Consider the following 18,018-nt stretch of genomic DNA (forward strand, 5'->3'; position numbering starts at 1 on the left):
CGTTGCACCGGCTGTGCCGGTGCCGCCCGGTTGAAGGGGCGTCACTCTCTCTTGCGGGGAGAGATAATGCTGCCAGATGTCAGTTCAAAAAAAATCTAATGAGGAATCTAGAAATGCAAGTGGATCGACCCAGTAAACATTTAAACCCAAGGCAAATGGCCATCGACAGTGTGGCCCTGGCAATCTTCACAATTTTGGCAATTTTAATTAACGGCTACCAGTTTGCGAATGTCAATCACGACGTGCATGTCCCTTTTCTGCTCAAGGCAGCTAACCCATCCCTGTTCCCCAATGCCAATGATTTAATGTTTAGCTTTCCCTTTAATAACACTCTATTTTACGCCCTCTCAGCACCTTTAGTCAAGCGTATAAATATTGAAGCTCTCTTCTTCGGGTGTTATATAATCGCCGCTTTTTTCTATTATTTTGCGGTGTTTGGCTTAGGTAAACTCATCTTTAAATCCAGAGCCGTTGCCTATTTGTCTGTTATTTTATTGCTGATCTATAAAATATCAATAGCCGGCGAGTCAACCTATTACGAGCTTTTCTACTACAACAACCTAGTGATGCCCGGGTTGCTAGGGGCCATCTATCTATTTCTCAAAGAGCGCTATGTATGGTCGTTTGCAATCACTGGTTTGGCTTTTGATATCCACGCCCTGTCAGCTTCCCATGTCATGGCCATGTTTTTGTTTTATTTTGCTTTTAATCGAGGCGATGTTTCAATAAAGCAGGTGGGCAAATCTCTGATAGCCTTTCTCATCTGCGCCTCGCCACTTTTACTCTGGAAAATATTAGGCGGCGGCTCGTCTATATTTTATACGACCACCAATTGGTCAGAATGGTTAATGATTATGAAAATCCGAAATGGCCACCATCTCTTCCCCTCCACATGGAAAATAAAGGGGTGGGAGCCAATACTTCTCTATATCGCGCTGGTGTTCTGCTCAATCAAGTACAAGCCCGAACCAAGATATCACAAAAAACTGATGGCATTTTGTTGGGCAATTCTGGCGTTATGTGTGACAGGAACAATCTTCTCTGAGATCGCACCTCTCAAGCCGGTCCTGATGTTTCAATTCTTGAGAAGCGCTAATTTTTTTATTATCTTCTCTATATTTTACGCGAGCAATTGCATAATGTCTTTAATATTAGCGCCTGAAAAGCCAGCAAAATTTCTCGCAGCTGCTCTGGCCACTGCCCTGTTTTTTTGGGGCGCTAATATAAACAGCTTGTCAGTGGCGATTTTCATATTCAGTTTAGCCTGGACAGCGAGATTTACCTGTGAGAGGGGGGCTTGGCGGAGAGAGTTAAAAGTTTCCTGGATATTCTTATCCATCGTATGCCTCTGCATTATTGGTGCGAATGCGGGCACCAATCGCATTGATTTCCCCCCCAAAAAACTCAATGAGTGGCAGCAGCTTCAGGTGTGGGCGAAAACCCATACTGACCCGGCAGATTTGTTTATCACTCCTCCCTATATGAAAGGATTCAGGATTTTTTCAGAGCGGAGCACTGTGGGAGACTGGAAAGATGGAACTCTGGCATTTTATAACGATGAATTGGGGGCTGAATGGTGGAAGAGAATGAAGGAGTTGGGATATTCCAAATCTAAGTATGGCTATAAATATAGGGCGGGTTTCGATGCTTTGACCCAAGCCGACTTTAACCGGTTGGCCAGCGAGTATCGCGCCAGCTATTTAGTGGTCAGCAAACCCAAAAGCTTGAATTTTAACATTGTCTATGAAAGCCCGCAATTCTTGGTTTACCGGCTGCCCTAAACTCCGCCTGCAGGATTTCTCCGTGGCCATCCTGGCTGCGGCCCCATCCCTGCGTCCCTGCGACAGAAAACCTGAAGCTGGCAAATCCTATAAATGCACCGGCTACCTCCGGCCCACCATGCCAGCAGGATAGGGTATAAGTATTCGGTGTTTCGGAGTATAGCTAGTGTTAAGATAGCGGCAGGGGGAATGTGAGAAATCACCTACTTTTATCAAAATGTCAACTTTAACAGAGGATGCATTAGAAGCCGGACGAAGATATCTATCCACAGGCGCAATTTCTGCCGGCATACTGCGCCAAGTCGTGTGCCGCGCCTGGGAAAGGTCGCACGAGCAGGGGGCTAACGCCCGCGCTCTGCAAGCCGAGAAACTGTCAAACTTGGAAACCGAGAGGTTGCTAGAGCGACAGCATTTTCTGATTAGTGCGGCTCGCCCCTATATCAGACTGCTGTCGCAGGCGGCGGGGGCTGACCGTCACGCTGTAATGCTGAGCGAACCGAACGCTATCGTCCTCGATGTGGTGGGTGATGAGCGGAGCGTGCGCGGCCCAGAAAGTGTTCCCGGACCCGGTTCTTTACTCACAGAAGGAGTCGCCGGTGCAAATGGTCTGGGAACGCCCTTAGCGGAAGCGGGTTATGTTGAAATCATCGGCCCCGAGCATTTCATTGAGGGCTTTCATCCATTTAGCTGCCAAGGAATTCCCCTGCGCAATGACAAACAGGAGATTGTAGGAGCGCTGAGTATCTCCGTGCGCCGGCAGGAGGTGGGACAGCGGCTGAAAGAAATTTTGCTGTGCGCGTCGCACGGAATTGAAGCCGAATTGCTGCAAGGCCGGCTCGAAGAAGATATGCGCAGCGTACTCACCGCCGCGCCTGATGACTATAAGGCATTAGAAGAACTGCGGCAAGATATTATCCAAGCCCAAAATGCGGGGCGCTTGCGACTGGAGGCAGTCTCTCGTTTGGCCGCAACTAACCGCTTGGACTACGCTCTCCAATTGCTCCGACAAGCGGACGAATCGATTCAGCTGTTTCGCCGGCGCGCTGCCCTCTGGCGCGATTTGGCATCCTTAGAGATTGGGGCAATCCAACCCGTGTCGCTGACAGACACTGTACGCGAGCTAGTCGATCTCCTCTCTACAGAAGCGGCAATCCGCAAGATTGAAGTTATAATAGAAATTCAGGAGCCAGTCAAAGTGCGAGCCGATCCAAGAAGTCTTTCACGCGGGCTTTTTCACTATTTTGTGCGAGCTTTTGAGATTGCCGGCTCTGGGGGTGCAGTGCGGGTGGAAGTCCTTATGGTGCCTCTTTTATCGGAAGGGCAAGCGCGCTTAAGTCCGATTCCAGCACCCCGCAGTGTAAAATCAGAGCCGTCCCCATTTATTCTCGCATTTCCGATCGAGAGGCAGAAGCTATGAACCTGAACAACCCAGTAAAAGGCAAGGTGCTGATTGCGGACGATGACGATGACGGTCGAGCGATGCTGGCTTTTCTGCTGGACATGGAGGGGTGGCAGGTTGCGCAAGCCCGTAATGGCAGGGAAGCCCTAGAAAAAGTGCTAGTGGACAAACCGCACGTCTTGGTTTTAGATAATCGCATGCCAGAACTGACGGGGGCAGAGGTTTGCCAGCGCCTCCGCGAACAGGGAATCGGCGTGCCGGTTGTGTTCGTTACGGCGTACAGTGATGGCCAGGAACTCGCTGACTCTCTGGGACTTCGCTATTTCTTAAAGAAGCCCTACGATTTTCCGGATTTATTTGCCGCGCTCGATTCCGCTTACCGAGATTCTCAAACCCAAAATTGAGGAGGGCTCTCTAAAACAGCTGGGGTGTGCATAAAAAACAAAGGGGGAGCATCCCGTTTTTGCAAAGACTGTTACCCTCACCCCCCTAACCCCCCTCTCCCAGGTCGGGAGAGGGGGGAAAGAATCAAGAATTCTCCCCTCACCCCAAAGTGGGAGAGGGGTTGGGGGTGAGGGGGATTACAAAAATGGAATGCTCCCGGTTACAATCGCTCTCGCACTTGTACTTGGCCTCTTCTTTCGCTTCTTCGATCTTGACCGCAAAGTTTACTGAATTGAGGAATTGTAAAATCTTGACTGTCGGCGTTTGGGACCGGCGGTTTTTGGGGGCGGAGGGAACGCCTGTCCTACGCCTCAACGCCTGTTTAACCTGTAAAGGGATTATGCAACCATGCTGATTGCGCGACTGCACAAATTTATAACAGCACCGGCAGCCAAAACACCCAAATCCAACACCATATTCTGGTTGAGTTTGAGCCTCACCTTTGCAGCCTTTTACGGCCTGCTGGCTTTGCAAGAAGCTTTCAGCAGTAAGTATGTGGTGCAGGACGACGTGCGGCAGCACGTTTTTTGGATGCAGCGGTTTTTAGACCCCCAGTTATTTCCGAATGATTTGATTGCGAATTACTTTCAATCGGTGGCACCGGCAGGATACACGGCGCTGTACCGGGTGCTGGCGGCGGTGGGGATTAACCCGCTGCTGGCGAGCAAACTGCTGCCAGCAGTGCTGGGGCTGATCGCCACCGGCTACTGTTTTAGCGTCTGCACGCAACTGCTGCCGGTGCCGGCTGCCGGTTTCATCGCTTCACTGCTGCTCAATCAGAGCATGTGGATGAAAGACGACTTAGTTTCCGCAACCCCGAGAGCCTTTGCATTTCCCATATTTCTAGCATTTTTGCACTACTTGCTGCGGCGATCTCTCCCCGGCACCGGCATCAGCATCGCCCTCATAGGGCTATTTTATCCGCAGTACGTTTTCATCGCCGCCGGCGCGATCGTCCTGCAGCTGGTGCGCTGGGAGGGCGGGCGCTTGCAACTCACCCAAAACCGGCGGGATTACTGGTTCTGCGCCGCACTGATCGCCGTGGCGATTTTGGTGCTGCTGCCCTTCGCCCTGAAAACCAGTGAATTTGGCCCAACAATCACCGCCGCCGAAGCGAGAAAAATGCCAGAATTCTTGCCCGGAGGGCGCAGCAGTTTTTTCTCCAAAAACCCTGTCGTCTTTTGGATTGATGGCAGGGGAAGCGCCATCCTGCCATCGCGACAGACGGCTCTGGTTTGGTTTGGGCTTTTGCTGCCGGTGCTGCTGCGATATCCCGCCCTCTTTCCCTTAGCAAAACAAGTGACTTCCGGCGTTAGAGTCTTGCCACAAATCGCGCTCGTCTCTGTCGCCATGTTTTTTGCCGCCCACGCCGTCTTGTTCAAACTTCACCTTCCCAGCCGGTACACGGGGCACAGCTTTCGGATTGTGCTAGCCCTAGCAGGGGGAATCGCCCTAACGGTGCTGCTGGATGCCGTCTTCCAGTGGGCGGAAAATCAGACAAAAGACAGCAGCAAGCGGGCAAAAATCATCGCTTTTTCCTGTTTCCTTTTGACTTTTACCACGCTGTTTCTCTATCCCGCCTTTGTAAAAAACTTCCCTAAAACGTCCTACCAAGTGGGTGGAGCGCAACAACTATACTACTTTTTTGCCCAGCAGCCGAAAGACACGCTGATCGCATCTTTGGCGGAAGAGGCGAATAACCTGCCAACCTTTTCCCAGCGCTCGATTTTGGTGGGGAGGGAATATGCCATTCCCTACCATGTGGGTTACTACCGCCGGTTTCGCGAGCGGACAGTTGAGCTGATTGAGGCGCAGTACAGTCAGGATTTGGCACCGGCAAAGCAGCTGATTCAAAAATACGGCATCGATTTCTGGCTGCTGGAACCCTCATCCTTCACGCCCGAGTACCTGATTAAAAATCACTGGCGCTGGCAGTTTGAGCCGGCAAAACAAGCCGCCGAAAGGTTAAAGCGCGGCAAGATGCCGGCCTTAGCCGGTTTGGTGGGGCGCTGTTCCGTTTTCGACAGAGAGGGCTTTAGTGTATTGCCGGCAGACTGCATTCTGAAAGCCGGAAAAAAATAAATCCCAGAAGCTAGTTTTTGAAAGCACCCTCACCCCCCAACCCCCCACAAGGGGAGAGGGGGAGTAAGAAAAATTATAGCGGTTTTCTTATGCGTGAGGTACTGAGAAACCCGGTTTTTTTAAGAAACCGGGTTGTGCTTCATCTAACTGAAACCCGCTATATTTCACCAAATTCCCTCATCAAAACGCCCACCTCTTTCTCCCCCTCCCCGCGTGCGGGGAGGGGGTTGGGGGGTGGGGTTCACCCCAATAATAGCTATTCAATGCGACCGTAACGTGCGATTATTTCAGTGCCAGAATTGCTTTTATTCCTCAGCCAAGCCCACATCTGGTCGCCCAGACAGAAGTGCCACCACTCGTGGGGGTGGCGCTGAAAACCGGCTCGCACCATGATATCTCCCAACAGCTGCCGGTTCTGATGATATTCCCGCTCTTTCGCACCGGCACTGCCGGAAAAATGATAGGGATAGGAGCGCGGCGAGACTTCATCAATCGGAGATCCCATATCCACCGGCTCGCCAATTTCACTCACCAAAGTAACATCCACAGCTGCGCCGGTACTGTGAGGGGGAGGCGTGGCTGGATCGAGACTGGGTTTCGCCCAAAATTGATAGACTTTTTCTAATATCGCTTCCCTTTGACTGGCGGTTAAATCTGTGCCGGTCAACCCTCGCTCTTCCACGAGCTGATTAAAAGTAAAGTCTACCATGAATTGCTGCACTGCCACTGGGCGATAAGCGTCAAAAATCTGGATGCGCCACCCCGGATGCCGGCGCTGCAGCTCGGTTTGGGCGTCAGCGAGCGCCAACCGCACGCCGGCGCGAACATAGAACGGTGACTTCCCGCCATATGGCGCACCCAGCTGCTGGTAAGGGTGAGGCTCGACGAGGGCAAACCGCTCGGGCTCAATAGCCACCAGCGGCTCCAAGCAGTCCTGAATCGGCACTTGCTGATAGGGTTTCATGTCACTTGCCCAAAATGAATTTCTCTCCTTCTTTCTTCAAGCAAATGCTGAATTCCCAAAATCAAGCGGCACATCTTGGAGCCGGCCTTGCCCCACTGCCGAGATGGCTTCCTTGAGAGAGATATCGCCGGTGTACAGAGCGCGACCGACAATCACGCCGCGCACTCCCAGGGGCTCCAGCGCCAGCAGACTCAGCAAGTCAGTAATCGAGGACACGCCGCCAGAGGCAATGATGGGGATGCCAACCGCACCGGCAATCTCTCGCAGCGCCGGCAAATTTGGCCCAGTAAGCGTCCCGTCCCGGTGGATGTCCGTATAGACAATCGCCGCCGCCCCTAACTCAGCCATCTGCTTGGCCAAGTCAGTCGCCAGCACCTCAGAAGTTTGCAGCCACCCGCGCGTCGCCACCTTGCCATTGCGGGCGTCAATGCCCACAACGATCTGCCCCGGAAACTCCTGGCACAGCTGCGCCACCAAATCCGGCTTCTCCACAGCGGAGGTGCCTATTATAGCATGTTTGACGCCTACTGTCAAGATTTCGGCAACCGAGGCGCAGTCGCGCAACCCGCCGCCAACCTGCACCGGCACCGGCACCGCCCGCACGATCGCCTCAATCGCTTGCCGGTTCACGGGAAAGCCGGCTTTAGCACCGTCGAGATCCACCAAATGCAGCCGCGTCGCGCCCTGAGACACCCACTCCCTGGCCACTGCAACCGGATCTTCACTAAAAGTTTGCGCTTGCGCGTAGTCTCCCTGATAGAGCCGCACGCAACGGCCTTCTAATAGATCTATAGCTGGAATAACATCCACTGGCAATTCTCCCCTGTCTGATAGCGATATGCCGGCGAGCCGCAGCCCAAAAAGCCGGCAATCCTTACCATATCATCAGGAGCACCTTGGCGTTAATAGAAAGCCGGTTTCTCAGCCCCACCAGAAACCGGCTTTCTGCGACAGAGGTTGCCCCCTACCCGAAACATTTAATCAGAAACCCGGTTTCTTACCAGAAACCGGGTTTCTGCGACAGAGGCTGTCCCCTACCCGAAACATTTAATCAGAAACCCGGTTTCTCAGCTTAGCCCTCATAGTGACCGCCGGTGACTTTGCCCCGGAAAACGGCGTATTGGTAGAGGTTGTAAAACAGCATCACCGGGATGAGAGCGCCAATAAAGATGAGCATGAACACCAGCGCACTGGGATCGGCGGCGGCTTGGTAGATAGTGATTTGAGTCGGGATGATATAAGGGAAAATCACTAATGCCAGGCCGATAAACGTCAGCAAGAACAGCAGGATTGTCCAGACGAAAGGAGCGCGCTCTGCTTGGCGGTTGAGGCTTCTCAGGAGCTGCCATATCAGCAGGATTCCCAGTAAGGGAATCGCAGCAAATATATAGATTTGCGGTTGCTGAAACAAACGCTCCCTGGCTTGCGCGTAAAACAGCGGCGTCGTCACTGTAATCAAAATCGCTCCCGCCAGCGTTGTCCAAGCCGCTATTTTGGCAGTTTTATAGTGAGTTGCCTGCAATTCCCCGGAAGTTTTCCAAATCAGATAGGTGGAGCCGATCAGAACGTAGCCCTGGATCAGGGTTAAAGCCACCAGCAGGGATTTCCAGTTGAGCCAGTCCCACATTGTTCCAATAAAGTGACCCGTCGCATCAACTTTTATGCCGGCGAACACAGCGCCGAGGGCGAACCCCTGAGACAGCGCTGCGGTGAAACTCCCCGCGCCAAAGGCTATATTCCAAAAAAGTTTGCGATTGGATAGCTCGCGAAACTCAAACGCTACGCCTCGAAAGATGAACCCAAACACCATCAAGATAATCGGGATGTAGAGGGCGTTGAGAATCGTGCCGTAAGCCAGGGGAAATGCCCCAAACAGACCGCCGCCCATCAGAACCAGCCAGGTTTCATTGGCATCCCAAATATTGCTCAAGCTGGTCATCAAAATGCTGCGGCGCTCCTCTGTAGAAGAGGTGAGAGACAGGATGCCCACCCCCAGGTCAAACCCATCCAGCATGACGTAGAGGAAGAGAAAAAGGGCTAAAATCCCAAACCAGACTTGCGGCAGAAAATATTTTAGCGTTTCCATAGACCTCCTACTGCTGGGCTTCTGCGGGGCGCTCATCGGGAGCAAATTTTCCAGGGGTGGTGTCCAGTGCCGGTCTGGTTTCAACGCCCGGTATGGGCAGCTCTAGGTTTGGCCCTTTGCGGATAATGCGGCTGCCAAAGTACAGAGCAGCAATAAACAAAAGGCTGTAAATTGATGCAAAGCCAATTAAGGATGCTAGCACCTCACCGGCAGGCAGGTGAGAGGCAGCATCAGCTGTGCGTACCTGTCCGTACACCGTCCAGGGCTGCCGTCCGACACAGCGCACAATCCAGCCCGATTCTACTGCAATATATCCCAAAGGAGCTGCCAAGATCCACGCCCGCATCAGCCAGCGCTGCTGGGCGATGTTTCCTTCCTGCAGCTTGCCGCTCACCCACTGAATTGCGCTCCACAGCATCAGCCCTGCGAAGAAGAATCCGATGGCGATCATAATGCGAAAGGCGTAGTAGATCAAGCCTAGCAGGTGTGGCCGGTCTTGCGGCTGCCATTCCTTCAACCCCCGCACCGGCTCGGAAAGTTCTTTTTTGAATTCCAGAATGTACCCCAGTGCGTTGGGAATTTTAATTTCCCAGTCATTTTTTTCGGCGGTTTCATTCGGCAACGCCAGCACGCTCCAGTCCGCAGATTGGCCCGCCGGCACGGTTTCCCACTGAGCTTCCATTGCCGCCAGCTTAGTGGGCTGGTAGCGGTGCACTTGCTCGCCGCTCAAGTGCCCAATGTAAATCTGCAGCGGGGCAATGACGATCGCCGCCGCCAAGGCAATTTTCAAAGACTTGGAGAAGAAAGCTGGATGGCGATTTTTGAGGATGTACCAGGCGCTAATCCCGCCAATCACAAACAGGGAAGTCTCCAACGTGGCAAAGAACATGTGGAGTACACTTTTCGCCATGAAGGGATTAAAAATCGCCTGAAAGTAGTCTGTTACCAGAAATTTGCCATCAACTAGCCTCACACCGGCAGGCGTTTGCATCCAGGAGTTTGCCGTTAAAATCCAGAACGTTGACAGGTTGGCTCCGAAGGCAACCAGAATGGTGGAGAGATAGTGAATGGTGGGGTTGACTCGCTCCCAGCCGAACACCATAATCCCCAAAAAAGCCGCCTCCAGCATGAACGCCCACGAGGCTTCAAACCCGATGACGCTGCCAAAAAAATTGCCTGCTGCCTCGGAAAACGGTGCCCAGTTTGTCCCGAACTGAAATTCCATTGGGATGCCGGTGGCTACCCCAATCCCGAAGTTGAGTATATACAGCTTTGACCAAAAGCGTGCGTGGTAGTAGTAGTCAGTATTCCGCGTTTTCAGCCACACCCCTTCGAGGATGACGAGATAAATTGCCATGCCGGTGGTCAAAACTGGCCACAGCATGTGAAATATGGCTGTCAGCGCAAATTGCATGCGCGATAGCGCTACAGTATTTGACAATACGTCCATGATTGCATTTCCTCATTGCGTTCGGAGGTGCGTCCGTAAGCTAGTCTATCACACTCTCTGCGGAAAACGACAGTTTGTCAAAGATTAAATCAAGCTTAAGGTGCGCCCCCGCAGGGTAACGCCCCCTATTTCTCTTCGCTTTGGCGTCCTGTTACCGCTGCTAAAACTGCTGCCACCCAGACGGAAATCCCGCTCTTCCAAGAAGGTGCTAAATCCTACCGGCATTGAGCTATTTGAGCTGCTCCTGCCCATTGGCATAACACTCAGCAATCCGCTCCCACTTGACAGACTGCAAGAGAAACCCCCTGTAACGCTTTAAAAGCTTGGTAGTGCCGGTGACGCGCTTCGCGTCACCCACCGCACTTATAGCGTCCCTCATATTAGTGAGGTACTGAGAAACCCGTATTCTTAAAGAAACCGGGTTTCTGGACCCTAGCTATATCCACACGCTATTCGATCAGCGCCCTCTCGCGCACCGGCAGCGAGTGGGTGCGGCGCGCCAGCGCCATATCCACATACGACGCACTGCCGGCATCCCCAGCGATAACACTAAAAGATTGATCGGGCTCTCCCAAGTGACTGACAACCAAATTCGCCCCGGCAAAATCTTCTTTTTCCGTGTAGCCATTCACCGTAATAACCGTTTTTAAACCGGCTTTCGATGCAGCTTGCAGACCTTGGGGCGAGTCCTCAAAAACCAGGCACTCCTCAGCGGCTAACCCCATCCCATCCAGCACGTAGTTATAGATATCGGGCGCAGGCTTTTTCGCCGGCACAATGTCACCGGCAGCAATCAGCTCAAACCACTCCGGATCGAGACTTTCTTTTAACAGCGCCGTGACATTTGGCAAAGCGCTCGTGGTTGCAATCGCCAAGCGCACGCCTTCTTTTCGCGCTTCTTCTAGCAATCGCCTCACTCCTGGGCGCAAGGGAATCGCGCCGGTGGCGAGCAATTCCCGGTAATGTTTGGTTTTCAGGGCGTGCATACCGGCAAGAAACGTGTCCCAGTCTGCCGGCGGCTGAAAATCCGGGCTGTATTTGTTCAGGTAAAAGCGGATGCGCTCTTTCCCCCCGGCGACTTCCAGCAGTTCGCCATACAGGGAAACTGACCAATTCCAATCCAGTCCCGCTTCCGCAAAGGCGCGATTAAATGCTATTCGGTGCCCATCGCGTTCCGTATCGGCTAGGGTTCCATCAACGTCAAAAATTAAAGCCCGCAGTTCAGTCATTGGTTCCTGTGTCACTCGCAGCGCTTTACAGTTTATAATGTTGGGGCGATCGTGGCAAGTGTTTGGGATAAGATAGGGCGCATTGAATTTGCACGCTTACATCTCTATCCCTCGTTATCCCTCGTTCCCAGGCAGAGCCTGGGAACGAGAGAAGACGCTCAGGAAGTGGCTAGGGAACCGCGTGTGACGCCGAGTTTTGGCAGGAGTTTTAATTCTTTCCAAAGTTGAGTGCCGGTAATTTGGCCTTGCAGGAGTTGCCGGTAGCGGTGAATGGTTTGTGTGACTTGTTCGGGTGTTTCGTTGAGAAATTCTATGCGAAAGTTGCGCACGCCTAATTGTAGCAGGCGCTCGACAAATTCGGCTCCGGTTTGGGCGGTGCCGTTAAATACGGTGTTCCGGCAGCCGGCATCGGCTTGCAGAATGTGTTCTGCGCCCACTCTGTCGCGCAATTTCACTTCATGTTTCTCGCAGGGACGCCCGCAGTTGGTGTAATCTGTTCCTGCGGATAGAAAGGCGCAAAAAACGCAGTGTTCCATGTGGAACATCGGCATGTGCTGGTGTACTGTGATCTCGAACCAGTGGGGCGGGCAACCGGCAATTAAGTCTTGGAGTTGGTTAATGTTCAAGTCGTAAGAAGCGGTCAGCCGCTCTAAATTGAAGCGATTTTTGAAGTAGTCTGCTGTTAGCGGATTGGCAGCGTTGAGGGAGAAATCTCCGACGCATCGGTCTTTTGCAAAGTATTCCAGGTGGTCATAGTTGCGCAACAAATAGCCATCGGCGTTGCTGGCGCGAACTTGCTGCAAGATATAGTTTTCTCCAGGTTTGGCAATCCGGGGCGGCGCTACCCAGATAGTTTGATTGGGGGCGATTTTGTTTTCCCTGTTTTCGCGCACGAGCTGCACCGCTTGCCGGTAGGCACGGGGATCTTCTAATTCGCAGTAGAGGGTTTCGATTCCCGCAGAAAGGGCTGCTTGCAGCTGTTTGAGATTGCGCACCAGCACAATTAAATTGGGTAGGTTGGGGGAATTTGGGGTAACTGGTTCTGGCGCGGGAAGCAGATCCGCAAGGCGGGCGTCTGGGCGCAACTGCCAGCGCGGGGGCTGCGATCGCAATTGTTCTAACTGCGCTACTATTTCGCGCCGCAGCCGGTTTAATTCGCTCACCGGCAGCATGGCGTCACCGCTGATATTATTAGTGAGCGACTGCAAACAGAAAGGAGTGTTTCCCAACCGGCAAAACTGTTCTTGCAAGCGCTCTGCTGTCAGGGGTTTTGTGTGCGCTCCCACCAGCGATATTGCCGACTCCACCTGAACAATATGACCGAGTTCGTCGCGAGCAATTGCTGTCAGAGGCTGACCGGCTTCTCCATGTATTTCCAGATGAATCGGGCGCTGAAATTGCGGATTATCGCCCGTAAAAGTCTGGCGCAGTTGCCGGTCGAGTTCCGGATCGCTGGTTTTCCAGAGTTTATCTCCGACGCGCACTTTTTTCAGGTTCAAATCGCGCCGCCCGAAACTGAGCAGCGCTTCTTTACCCCGCATTTCCACTGCATACACGCGACCGCCTTCTTCGGGCATTTCGGGGTGTCCGCTGTCAAAGACTACGCCATCTCCGGGTTTGACCGGCGCTTGCAGGTGCACTGCTATTTGTTCGTTGCGGATGCGGGTGACTTCGCCGAGATAAACGCCGCGCTTTTTGCCGAAGCGGGCGTGCACCAGTTGCTGATTGTTAATTCCCCCAAACCAGCCGGTGTGCAAACCGCGAGAGAATGCCATTTCCAGATTGTAGCGTTCTGACTCGCCTTTTTCCGATCCGGGTATGGGACGTTTTTCTAATTCTGCCATCACCCGATCGAGCGCTTGCCGGTAGACGCGGGTGACGTTGGCAACGTATTCTGGGGTTTTCAGGCGTCCTTCGATTTTGAGTGAACTCACCCCTGCTTTGACTAATTCTGGGAGAACTTCTAGCCCGGACAAATCTTGGGGGCTGAGGAGGTATTTGCGTTCGCCGAGATTGACTAATTCGCCGTCAGAAATCAGATCGTAAGGCATGCGGCAAGCTTGGGCGCACTCGCCCCGGTTGGCGGATCGCCCTCCGAGGGCTTCGCTGGTTAAGCACTGACCGGAATAAGCGACGCACAGGGCACCGTGCACAAATACTTCTAGCGGGATTTCGGATTTTTGCTGCGCAATTTGCTGCTGGATTTTGCTGATTTCTTTGAGGGAGCACTCGCGGGCGAGGACAACCAGTTCGCAGCCGAGGGATTTGGCAAATTCCACCCCTGTGGCGCTGGTGACAGTCATTTGGGTGGAAGCGTGAATGGGAAAATCGGGGGAGAGGTGGCGTATAAGCCGGCAGATTCCGACATCCTGGACGATAGCCGCATCTGTGCCGGCGGCGATAATTGTGCGCAGATACTGTTCGGCTTCTGGGAGTTCTTTTGGGAAGATTAGGGTGTTGAGGGTGATGTAGCCTTTGACGCCGCGCCGGTGGAGGAATTCCATCAATTGGGGCAAATCTGCTTCCGTGAAGTTTTGCGCCCGCATTCGGGCGTTAAACCGATCTAAACCGAAGTAGATGGCATCGGCTCCATTTTCCACGGCGGCTTTGGCGCAGTCCATACTGCCGGCTGGGGCGAGCAGTTCGGGGCGCGGGAATGCCGGTGGGGTGTTTTGGGGGTGTTGTGTGGGCGCGGCGCTCATCTGGTTTGGGGGCGAGAATGGGGAGGTTTGGTATATATGATAGCCATGTTTTGGGACAGGCGGGACGCCTGTCCTACGCCATTTTTTGGACAGGCGGGACGCAATTCCAACGTCTGGCGTGTGGGAGTGCAACAGGCGTCTCGCCTGCGCTCACTCCGCAGCCGCACTCAGTGCCGGGGTAAACCCATTATATCATATTTTAAAAGCTCGTGAGAGACATGCTCTATCCATGCCGGTGTTGCGGTTATCTGACTCTTACGGAAAAGCCGCCAGGGACATACTTGATTTGCCCGATTTGCTGCTGGGAAGATGCGGCAACAGATAGTGAGCGAGGTTCTAATGGGATTTCCCTGCGTTTGGCTCAGCAAAATTTTCTTGCTTTCGGGGCTTGCGAGCGGGAATGGCTCAGTTATGTTCGCTCTCCCACAAGTGCCGACCGGCGAGAGCCTGATTGGCAGCCGCTAGACGCTAAAGCTGATGCCGCCAGTTTGCTTCTTATCGAGCAAATTGCCAAAGCATTTGAGGGAGTAACTCGCGAGGATGGGGTTTCCCTTCACGAAGCCCGAGCTATTGACGATTATGAAGGCGATGAAGGACGCGCCGACGCCCGCAAGAAGGATACAGACTGCCGGTGGCAGGATGTCCCAGACGAGTGGATTGAGTATTTTTCTGATGTTTTGAGCTTTTTTGACGCCAAAGGGTTCCGATATTATATCCCCGCTTACATGATTTGGTCGCTCAAGAATTATAGGGCGACTCAATCGATGTCTCTACATGCTACAATTTATGCTTTACAGATTTATAAATATCCTGACAGTAACCCTTACGAGCGCTTTAGCTTGCTGAGTGCGCAGCAGTCAAAAGCTGTCTGTGACTTCCTGAGATTTATGGCTACTTATGGCGGTGATTGGGTAGATGCCGGTGCCGCTAGGAGGGCTTTGAATCAATATTGGAGCCGGTGGGAAACGGGTGAGCCATCGCCGCCTTAGATATGCCGGTGCGAAACAGCTACCCGCTGACACACAAGAGAACTTCGCTATTGCGGGGAGCAGTTCCATTTTTATTCTATCAAACGACTATCTCGCCATAACTTTCGTTCAGGAAAATTGCGGATAGAAAATGAAGAGCGCCCAGCCCGCAATAAAAAAGGCGACAAACAAAGCGACTAAAATCTCCAAAGACCACCGAACTTCAAACAATCCCAGCAGCGGAGTTGCTGAAATCGCGAGGAGGGCGAAGAAAATTAGGAAGAGCCAGAACATATTAACGAGTTCCAAACGGACTGTAACTCTATTTTATGTGTTTATGTGAGGGGGTGCCGGTCATCCGGAGGGTGCCGGTGGTCGGGTGCCGGTGGTCGGGTGCCGGTGCTCCGCCCGTCGTGGCGCAAGCAAGTGCGCCCCACTGGCACCTCCAGCACCGGGTTTCAGGAATCAAAACAGCCTGCCAGTCCGGCACCGCCTGCAGGCCACAGTCAATGGCCATCTGTTGAGAAGCTGCTGGCAGTTGGGAATATGTGGCGGCGTGTAGCCCGCAGCGCACCGGCGCTGCAGGAGTTCGGTTGCCCTATAATACTCCTCATGGTTGAGTTGGATTGCCAAGTTTCCTTGACAGGAGTCTGGAAACTTTTGAGTGCTGGAGCACAAGCGCCTATAGCGCGGTTGAGCAACCGGCACTTCGGCGCTGCGGGGGGAGGCGAAAGTGCCGGTCGCCCGCGTGCCGGTGGTTCCAGAGATAGCTCGGACAAAAGCTCGCCGCAGTCCAAACACGCCCAAAAGCCGGTGCGGATTTCACGATCGCCCTGTCTCGCTGTCTGTAGGGGCAGGCCCCTTGGCTCCTGCGGGCAATAAGTCCAAACCGGAAACATCCAAAAACGGTGCGAATACCATCTTCAACCTCGGTGGCTGGGGAACCCTGTTTGACTTTTTCTAGTACGGGATTATTTGCTGCAATTCAAAAAGTATGACACGCAAATTGTTGACGATTTCCAGTATTTTCATTCTTTCTGTCAGTGGATTGACCTTGCCGGCGCTGGCGCAAACCGCTCCAAACTGCGAACAGCAGGAAGAAATATTTACATTTGACCTCTCTACCTATGCAACTGCCCTTCAGGGAGGAGCTATCCTCAACATTAAAGTGGCCTACCGCTTAACGAATGAAGCGATCGCTAAGCAAGCTTACCCCGATTTCGTGCCGATTAGGAAAGATATTGATAATTTTCTTGTTAATTACCCCGCTGAAAAGGACTACTGGGAAATTGTGAACCGGAAGCTCGTCCAATTTCTTTTGGAGAAATATCCCCAGATGTCATCTTTGCGAATTGAAATGGATGTAATGCCAACTCCCAAATGGCCTTTTCGCCGTTCCAGTATTGTCCAAACCACTCGGCCCCAAAGCTGTCGAATGTCTTCCTATTGAGTCGCTGTAAAAGAGCGAGCGCTTCCCGATATAGCAATTCAGCTGTAGAGCGGTTCTCAGTTGGATGAACTACGCCTGAGAAACCCGGTTTCTTTAAGAAACCGGGTTTCTCAGTACCTCACTAATATGAGAAACGCTCTATCATATTGACTCATTGCTTGATAAACTCTGGCCAGGTTGTCAATGCCACTCCGGCACCGCCTGCAGGGGCTGTCCCGCACCGGCAGCCGCGAGATTGCCGCACCGGCACCCCCAGCACTGGGAAGAGCCAAGCTGACCAACCGGAGGATACCATCTTCAGCCTCTGTCGCTGGGGAACTTTGTTTGAGCTATTATAGTATGGGATTATTTGCTTCAACTCAAAAAGTATGACCCTGACCCGCAAAATTTTGACGTTCTGTGCTATCTTGATTATTTTTCTGTGCGGATTGAGCGGGCCAACGCTCGCTCAAACTGCGCCAACCTGCGAACAGCAGGAAGAAATAGTGGCCTTTGAAATGCCCACCTATGGCACCAAAATTCAGGGAGGCTCTGTCCTCAACATTAAAGTAGCCTACCGCATAGCGCCAGAAGCGCTCGCCCAAGAAGATTACCCGGATTTTGTGCCGGTTCGGCAAGATATTGACACGTTTCTTGTCAACTATCCCAAAGTCAACGAATACTGGGAGGTTGTTAATAAAAAGCTCGTGCAATTGATTTTCGATAAATATCCCCAGATGTCATCTTTGAGAGTTGAGATGGATGTAATGCCAACCCAAAGATTGCCTTATCGCCGGGACAGTATTGTCCAAAGCACTCGGCCCCAAAGCTGTCAGATTGCGACCTATTGAGTTGCGGTAAGAGAGCGCTCGCTTCCCGATAAGCGCGTTTCTATTTGAGTTGTGAGATGCGAGCCGGTTTTTCAAAGAAATCGGTTTTCTCGTCAGCGAAGTGCGGCAGGCGTCTCGCCTGCGCACACCCCCTACCCATTTTTGGGACAGGCGAGACGCCTGTCCTACGTCAGGTTGTAGCACCGGCATCCTCTTGTACCCCTGCCCATTTTTGGGACAGGCGAGACGCCTGTCCTACGTCAGCGAAGTGCGGCAGGCGTCTCGCCTGCGCACACCCACCACCGGCACTTGGCCCCTTGTTATTGTGGCCCGCGATAGAAGCGTAAGGCAAATTTCAGGTATGTTTATTCGTGCCGGTGGCAACATCAATTGCCTTGCTGTCCACTGTCGATTGCCAGGGAGGCAAGCCCAACTACGAACCTTGGGCTAAAGCCCAACTACGAACCTTGGGCTAAAGCCCAACTACGAACCTTGGGCTAAAGCCCAACTACGAACTTTTGGGCTAAAGCCCAACTACGAACTTTTGGGCTAAAGCCCAACTACGAACTTTTGGGCTAAAGCCCAACTACGAACCTTTGGCGCTATGATTAAAGTACAGATTGGCAATCGGCCCAGCTTAATCGGCTTGGCTCA

Annotated in this window: 19 protein-coding genes; 9 read left to right on the forward strand and 10 right to left on the reverse strand. The window is 52.7% G+C overall.

Features of this window, described 5'->3' with window-relative positions:
- Window positions 1-113 precede the first annotated feature (113 nt).
- The 3 genes from OSC10802_RS0137565 to OSC10802_RS0137575 all read left to right on the forward strand — a co-directional run bounded on the left by OSC10802_RS0137565 (window position 114) and on the right by OSC10802_RS0137575 (window position 3,584).
- Window positions 114-1,781, forward strand: coding sequence for a DUF6798 domain-containing protein (locus OSC10802_RS0137565; protein ID WP_017721914.1), 1,668 nt, complete (start codon window positions 114-116; stop codon window positions 1,779-1,781).
- A gap of 217 nt (window positions 1,782-1,998) precedes the next feature.
- Window positions 1,999-3,198 carry a GAF domain-containing protein gene (locus OSC10802_RS0137570; protein ID WP_017721915.1) on the forward strand — a complete coding sequence of 400 codons (1,200 nt, stop codon included), beginning with the start codon at window positions 1,999-2,001 and terminating at the stop codon, window positions 3,196-3,198.
- The gene (locus OSC10802_RS0137575) at window positions 3,195-3,584 is read left to right on the forward strand and encodes a response regulator transcription factor (protein WP_017721916.1); all 390 of its coding nucleotides are present in this window, start codon (window positions 3,195-3,197) and stop codon (window positions 3,582-3,584) included. The genes OSC10802_RS0137570 and OSC10802_RS0137575 overlap by 4 nt, the downstream gene beginning before the upstream one ends.
- Before the next feature lie 139 nt (window positions 3,585-3,723).
- On the opposite strand, the gene OSC10802_RS53795 is transcribed toward OSC10802_RS0137575, so the two are convergent.
- On the reverse strand, window positions 3,724-3,939 hold the full coding sequence (locus OSC10802_RS53795) for a hypothetical protein (protein ID WP_198525385.1): 216 nt from the start codon (window positions 3,937-3,939) through the stop codon (window positions 3,724-3,726).
- 33 nt (window positions 3,940-3,972) lie between these two features.
- Here OSC10802_RS53795 and OSC10802_RS0137580 point away from each other — a divergent pair, with 33 nt between their 5' ends.
- The gene (locus OSC10802_RS0137580) at window positions 3,973-5,706 is read left to right on the forward strand and encodes a hypothetical protein (RefSeq protein ID WP_017721917.1); all 1,734 of its coding nucleotides are present in this window, start codon (window positions 3,973-3,975) and stop codon (window positions 5,704-5,706) included.
- Window positions 5,707-5,962: 256 nt separating this feature from the next.
- Here the strand turns inward: OSC10802_RS0137580 and OSC10802_RS0137585 are convergent, their stop codons facing one another.
- From OSC10802_RS0137585 to OSC10802_RS0137620, 8 genes are all read right to left on the reverse strand, one after another.
- Complete coding sequence (locus OSC10802_RS0137585) at window positions 5,963-6,670, reverse strand: M15 family metallopeptidase (protein ID WP_017721918.1); 708 nt, start codon at window positions 6,668-6,670, stop codon at window positions 5,963-5,965.
- A 36-nt stretch (window positions 6,671-6,706) separates the two neighbouring features.
- Complete coding sequence (hisA, locus tag OSC10802_RS0137590; protein WP_017721919.1) at window positions 6,707-7,480, reverse strand: 1-(5-phosphoribosyl)-5-[(5-phosphoribosylamino)methylideneamino]imidazole-4-carboxamide isomerase; 774 nt, start codon at window positions 7,478-7,480, stop codon at window positions 6,707-6,709.
- Between the two features lie 262 nt (window positions 7,481-7,742).
- On the reverse strand, window positions 7,743-8,756 hold the full coding sequence (locus OSC10802_RS0137595; RefSeq protein ID WP_017721920.1) for a cytochrome d ubiquinol oxidase subunit II: 1,014 nt from the start codon (window positions 8,754-8,756) through the stop codon (window positions 7,743-7,745).
- 7 nt (window positions 8,757-8,763) lie between these two features.
- The gene (locus tag OSC10802_RS0137600) at window positions 8,764-10,206 is read right to left on the reverse strand and encodes a cytochrome ubiquinol oxidase subunit I (protein ID WP_026099158.1); all 1,443 of its coding nucleotides are present in this window, start codon (window positions 10,204-10,206) and stop codon (window positions 8,764-8,766) included.
- A gap of 84 nt (window positions 10,207-10,290) precedes the next feature.
- Window positions 10,291-10,431, reverse strand: coding sequence for a hypothetical protein (locus OSC10802_RS52405; RefSeq protein ID WP_155969246.1), 141 nt, complete (start codon window positions 10,429-10,431; stop codon window positions 10,291-10,293).
- A 4-nt stretch (window positions 10,432-10,435) separates the two neighbouring features.
- Window positions 10,436-10,585, reverse strand: a complete 150-nt coding sequence (locus OSC10802_RS52410; RefSeq protein WP_017721922.1) for a hypothetical protein — start codon at window positions 10,583-10,585, stop codon at window positions 10,436-10,438.
- A 70-nt stretch (window positions 10,586-10,655) separates the two neighbouring features.
- Window positions 10,656-11,435: an HAD family hydrolase gene (locus tag OSC10802_RS0137615; protein ID WP_017721923.1), complete on the reverse strand. Its 780-nt coding sequence runs from the start codon at window positions 11,433-11,435 to the stop codon at window positions 10,656-10,658.
- Window positions 11,436-11,593: 158 nt separating this feature from the next.
- A complete protein-coding gene (locus OSC10802_RS0137620) occupies window positions 11,594-14,137 on the reverse strand; it encodes a U32 family peptidase (RefSeq protein WP_017721924.1) in 2,544 nt (847 codons plus the stop codon).
- A gap of 218 nt (window positions 14,138-14,355) precedes the next feature.
- Between OSC10802_RS0137620 and OSC10802_RS45290 the strand changes: the two genes are divergently transcribed.
- Entirely contained in the window at window positions 14,356-15,126 is a 771-nt protein-coding gene (locus OSC10802_RS45290; protein WP_071593427.1) for a DUF6714 family protein, read from the forward strand.
- A 444-nt stretch (window positions 15,127-15,570) separates the two neighbouring features.
- Here the strand turns inward: OSC10802_RS45290 and OSC10802_RS0137635 are convergent, their stop codons facing one another.
- Window positions 15,571-15,912, reverse strand: coding sequence for a hypothetical protein (locus OSC10802_RS0137635; protein ID WP_155969248.1), 342 nt, complete (start codon window positions 15,910-15,912; stop codon window positions 15,571-15,573).
- Window positions 15,913-16,099: 187 nt separating this feature from the next.
- Between OSC10802_RS0137635 and OSC10802_RS0137640 the strand changes: the two genes are divergently transcribed.
- From OSC10802_RS0137640 to OSC10802_RS52415, 4 genes are all read left to right on the forward strand, one after another.
- Window positions 16,100-16,555, forward strand: coding sequence for a hypothetical protein (locus OSC10802_RS0137640; RefSeq protein ID WP_017721928.1), 456 nt, complete (start codon window positions 16,100-16,102; stop codon window positions 16,553-16,555).
- A 183-nt stretch (window positions 16,556-16,738) separates the two neighbouring features.
- Window positions 16,739-16,927 (forward strand): hypothetical protein, encoded by a 189-nt coding sequence (locus tag OSC10802_RS43635; protein WP_155969250.1) that lies wholly within the window; start codon window positions 16,739-16,741, stop codon window positions 16,925-16,927.
- Window positions 16,924-17,385 carry a hypothetical protein gene (locus tag OSC10802_RS0137650; RefSeq protein ID WP_017721930.1) on the forward strand — a complete coding sequence of 154 codons (462 nt, stop codon included), beginning with the start codon at window positions 16,924-16,926 and terminating at the stop codon, window positions 17,383-17,385. The genes OSC10802_RS43635 and OSC10802_RS0137650 overlap by 4 nt, the downstream gene beginning before the upstream one ends.
- A gap of 100 nt (window positions 17,386-17,485) precedes the next feature.
- Window positions 17,486-17,815 carry a hypothetical protein gene (locus OSC10802_RS52415; RefSeq protein ID WP_232731916.1) on the forward strand — a complete coding sequence of 110 codons (330 nt, stop codon included), beginning with the start codon at window positions 17,486-17,488 and terminating at the stop codon, window positions 17,813-17,815.
- Window positions 17,816-18,018: the final 203 nt, after the last annotated feature.

The organism is Kamptonema formosum PCC 10802 (assembly GCF_000332335.1).
Lineage (GTDB): Bacteria > Cyanobacteriota > Cyanobacteriia > Cyanobacteriales > Oscillatoriaceae > Oscillatoria.

What these genes read in the sequence shown, in the direction of transcription:
- OSC10802_RS52410 (WP_017721922.1), bottom strand. Translation starts at nt 10,585, where the DNA reads ATGAGGGACGCTATAAGTGCGGTGGGTGACGCGAAGCGCGTCACCGGC.
- OSC10802_RS0137580 (WP_017721917.1), top strand. Translation starts at nt 3,973, where the DNA reads ATGCTGATTGCGCGACTGCACAAATTTATAACAGCACCGGCAGCCAAA.
- OSC10802_RS0137640 (WP_017721928.1), top strand. Translation starts at nt 16,100, where the DNA reads ATGACACGCAAATTGTTGACGATTTCCAGTATTTTCATTCTTTCTGTC.
- OSC10802_RS0137585 (WP_017721918.1), bottom strand. Translation starts at nt 6,670, where the DNA reads ATGAAACCCTATCAGCAAGTGCCGATTCAGGACTGCTTGGAGCCGCTG.
- OSC10802_RS45290 (WP_071593427.1), top strand. Translation starts at nt 14,356, where the DNA reads ATGCTCTATCCATGCCGGTGTTGCGGTTATCTGACTCTTACGGAAAAG.
- OSC10802_RS0137615 (WP_017721923.1), bottom strand. Translation starts at nt 11,435, where the DNA reads ATGACTGAACTGCGGGCTTTAATTTTTGACGTTGATGGAACCCTAGCC.
- OSC10802_RS0137565 (WP_017721914.1), top strand. Translation starts at nt 114, where the DNA reads ATGCAAGTGGATCGACCCAGTAAACATTTAAACCCAAGGCAAATGGCC.
- OSC10802_RS0137650 (WP_017721930.1), top strand. Translation starts at nt 16,924, where the DNA reads ATGACCCTGACCCGCAAAATTTTGACGTTCTGTGCTATCTTGATTATT.
- OSC10802_RS0137600 (WP_026099158.1), bottom strand. Translation starts at nt 10,206, where the DNA reads ATGGACGTATTGTCAAATACTGTAGCGCTATCGCGCATGCAATTTGCG.
- OSC10802_RS0137595 (WP_017721920.1), bottom strand. Translation starts at nt 8,756, where the DNA reads ATGGAAACGCTAAAATATTTTCTGCCGCAAGTCTGGTTTGGGATTTTA.
- OSC10802_RS43635 (WP_155969250.1), top strand. Translation starts at nt 16,739, where the DNA reads ATGCCACTCCGGCACCGCCTGCAGGGGCTGTCCCGCACCGGCAGCCGC.
- OSC10802_RS0137570 (WP_017721915.1), top strand. Translation starts at nt 1,999, where the DNA reads ATGTCAACTTTAACAGAGGATGCATTAGAAGCCGGACGAAGATATCTA.
- OSC10802_RS0137620 (WP_017721924.1), bottom strand. Translation starts at nt 14,137, where the DNA reads ATGAGCGCCGCGCCCACACAACACCCCCAAAACACCCCACCGGCATTC.
- OSC10802_RS0137575 (WP_017721916.1), top strand. Translation starts at nt 3,195, where the DNA reads ATGAACCTGAACAACCCAGTAAAAGGCAAGGTGCTGATTGCGGACGAT.
- OSC10802_RS52405 (WP_155969246.1), bottom strand. Translation starts at nt 10,431, where the DNA reads ATGCCGGTAGGATTTAGCACCTTCTTGGAAGAGCGGGATTTCCGTCTG.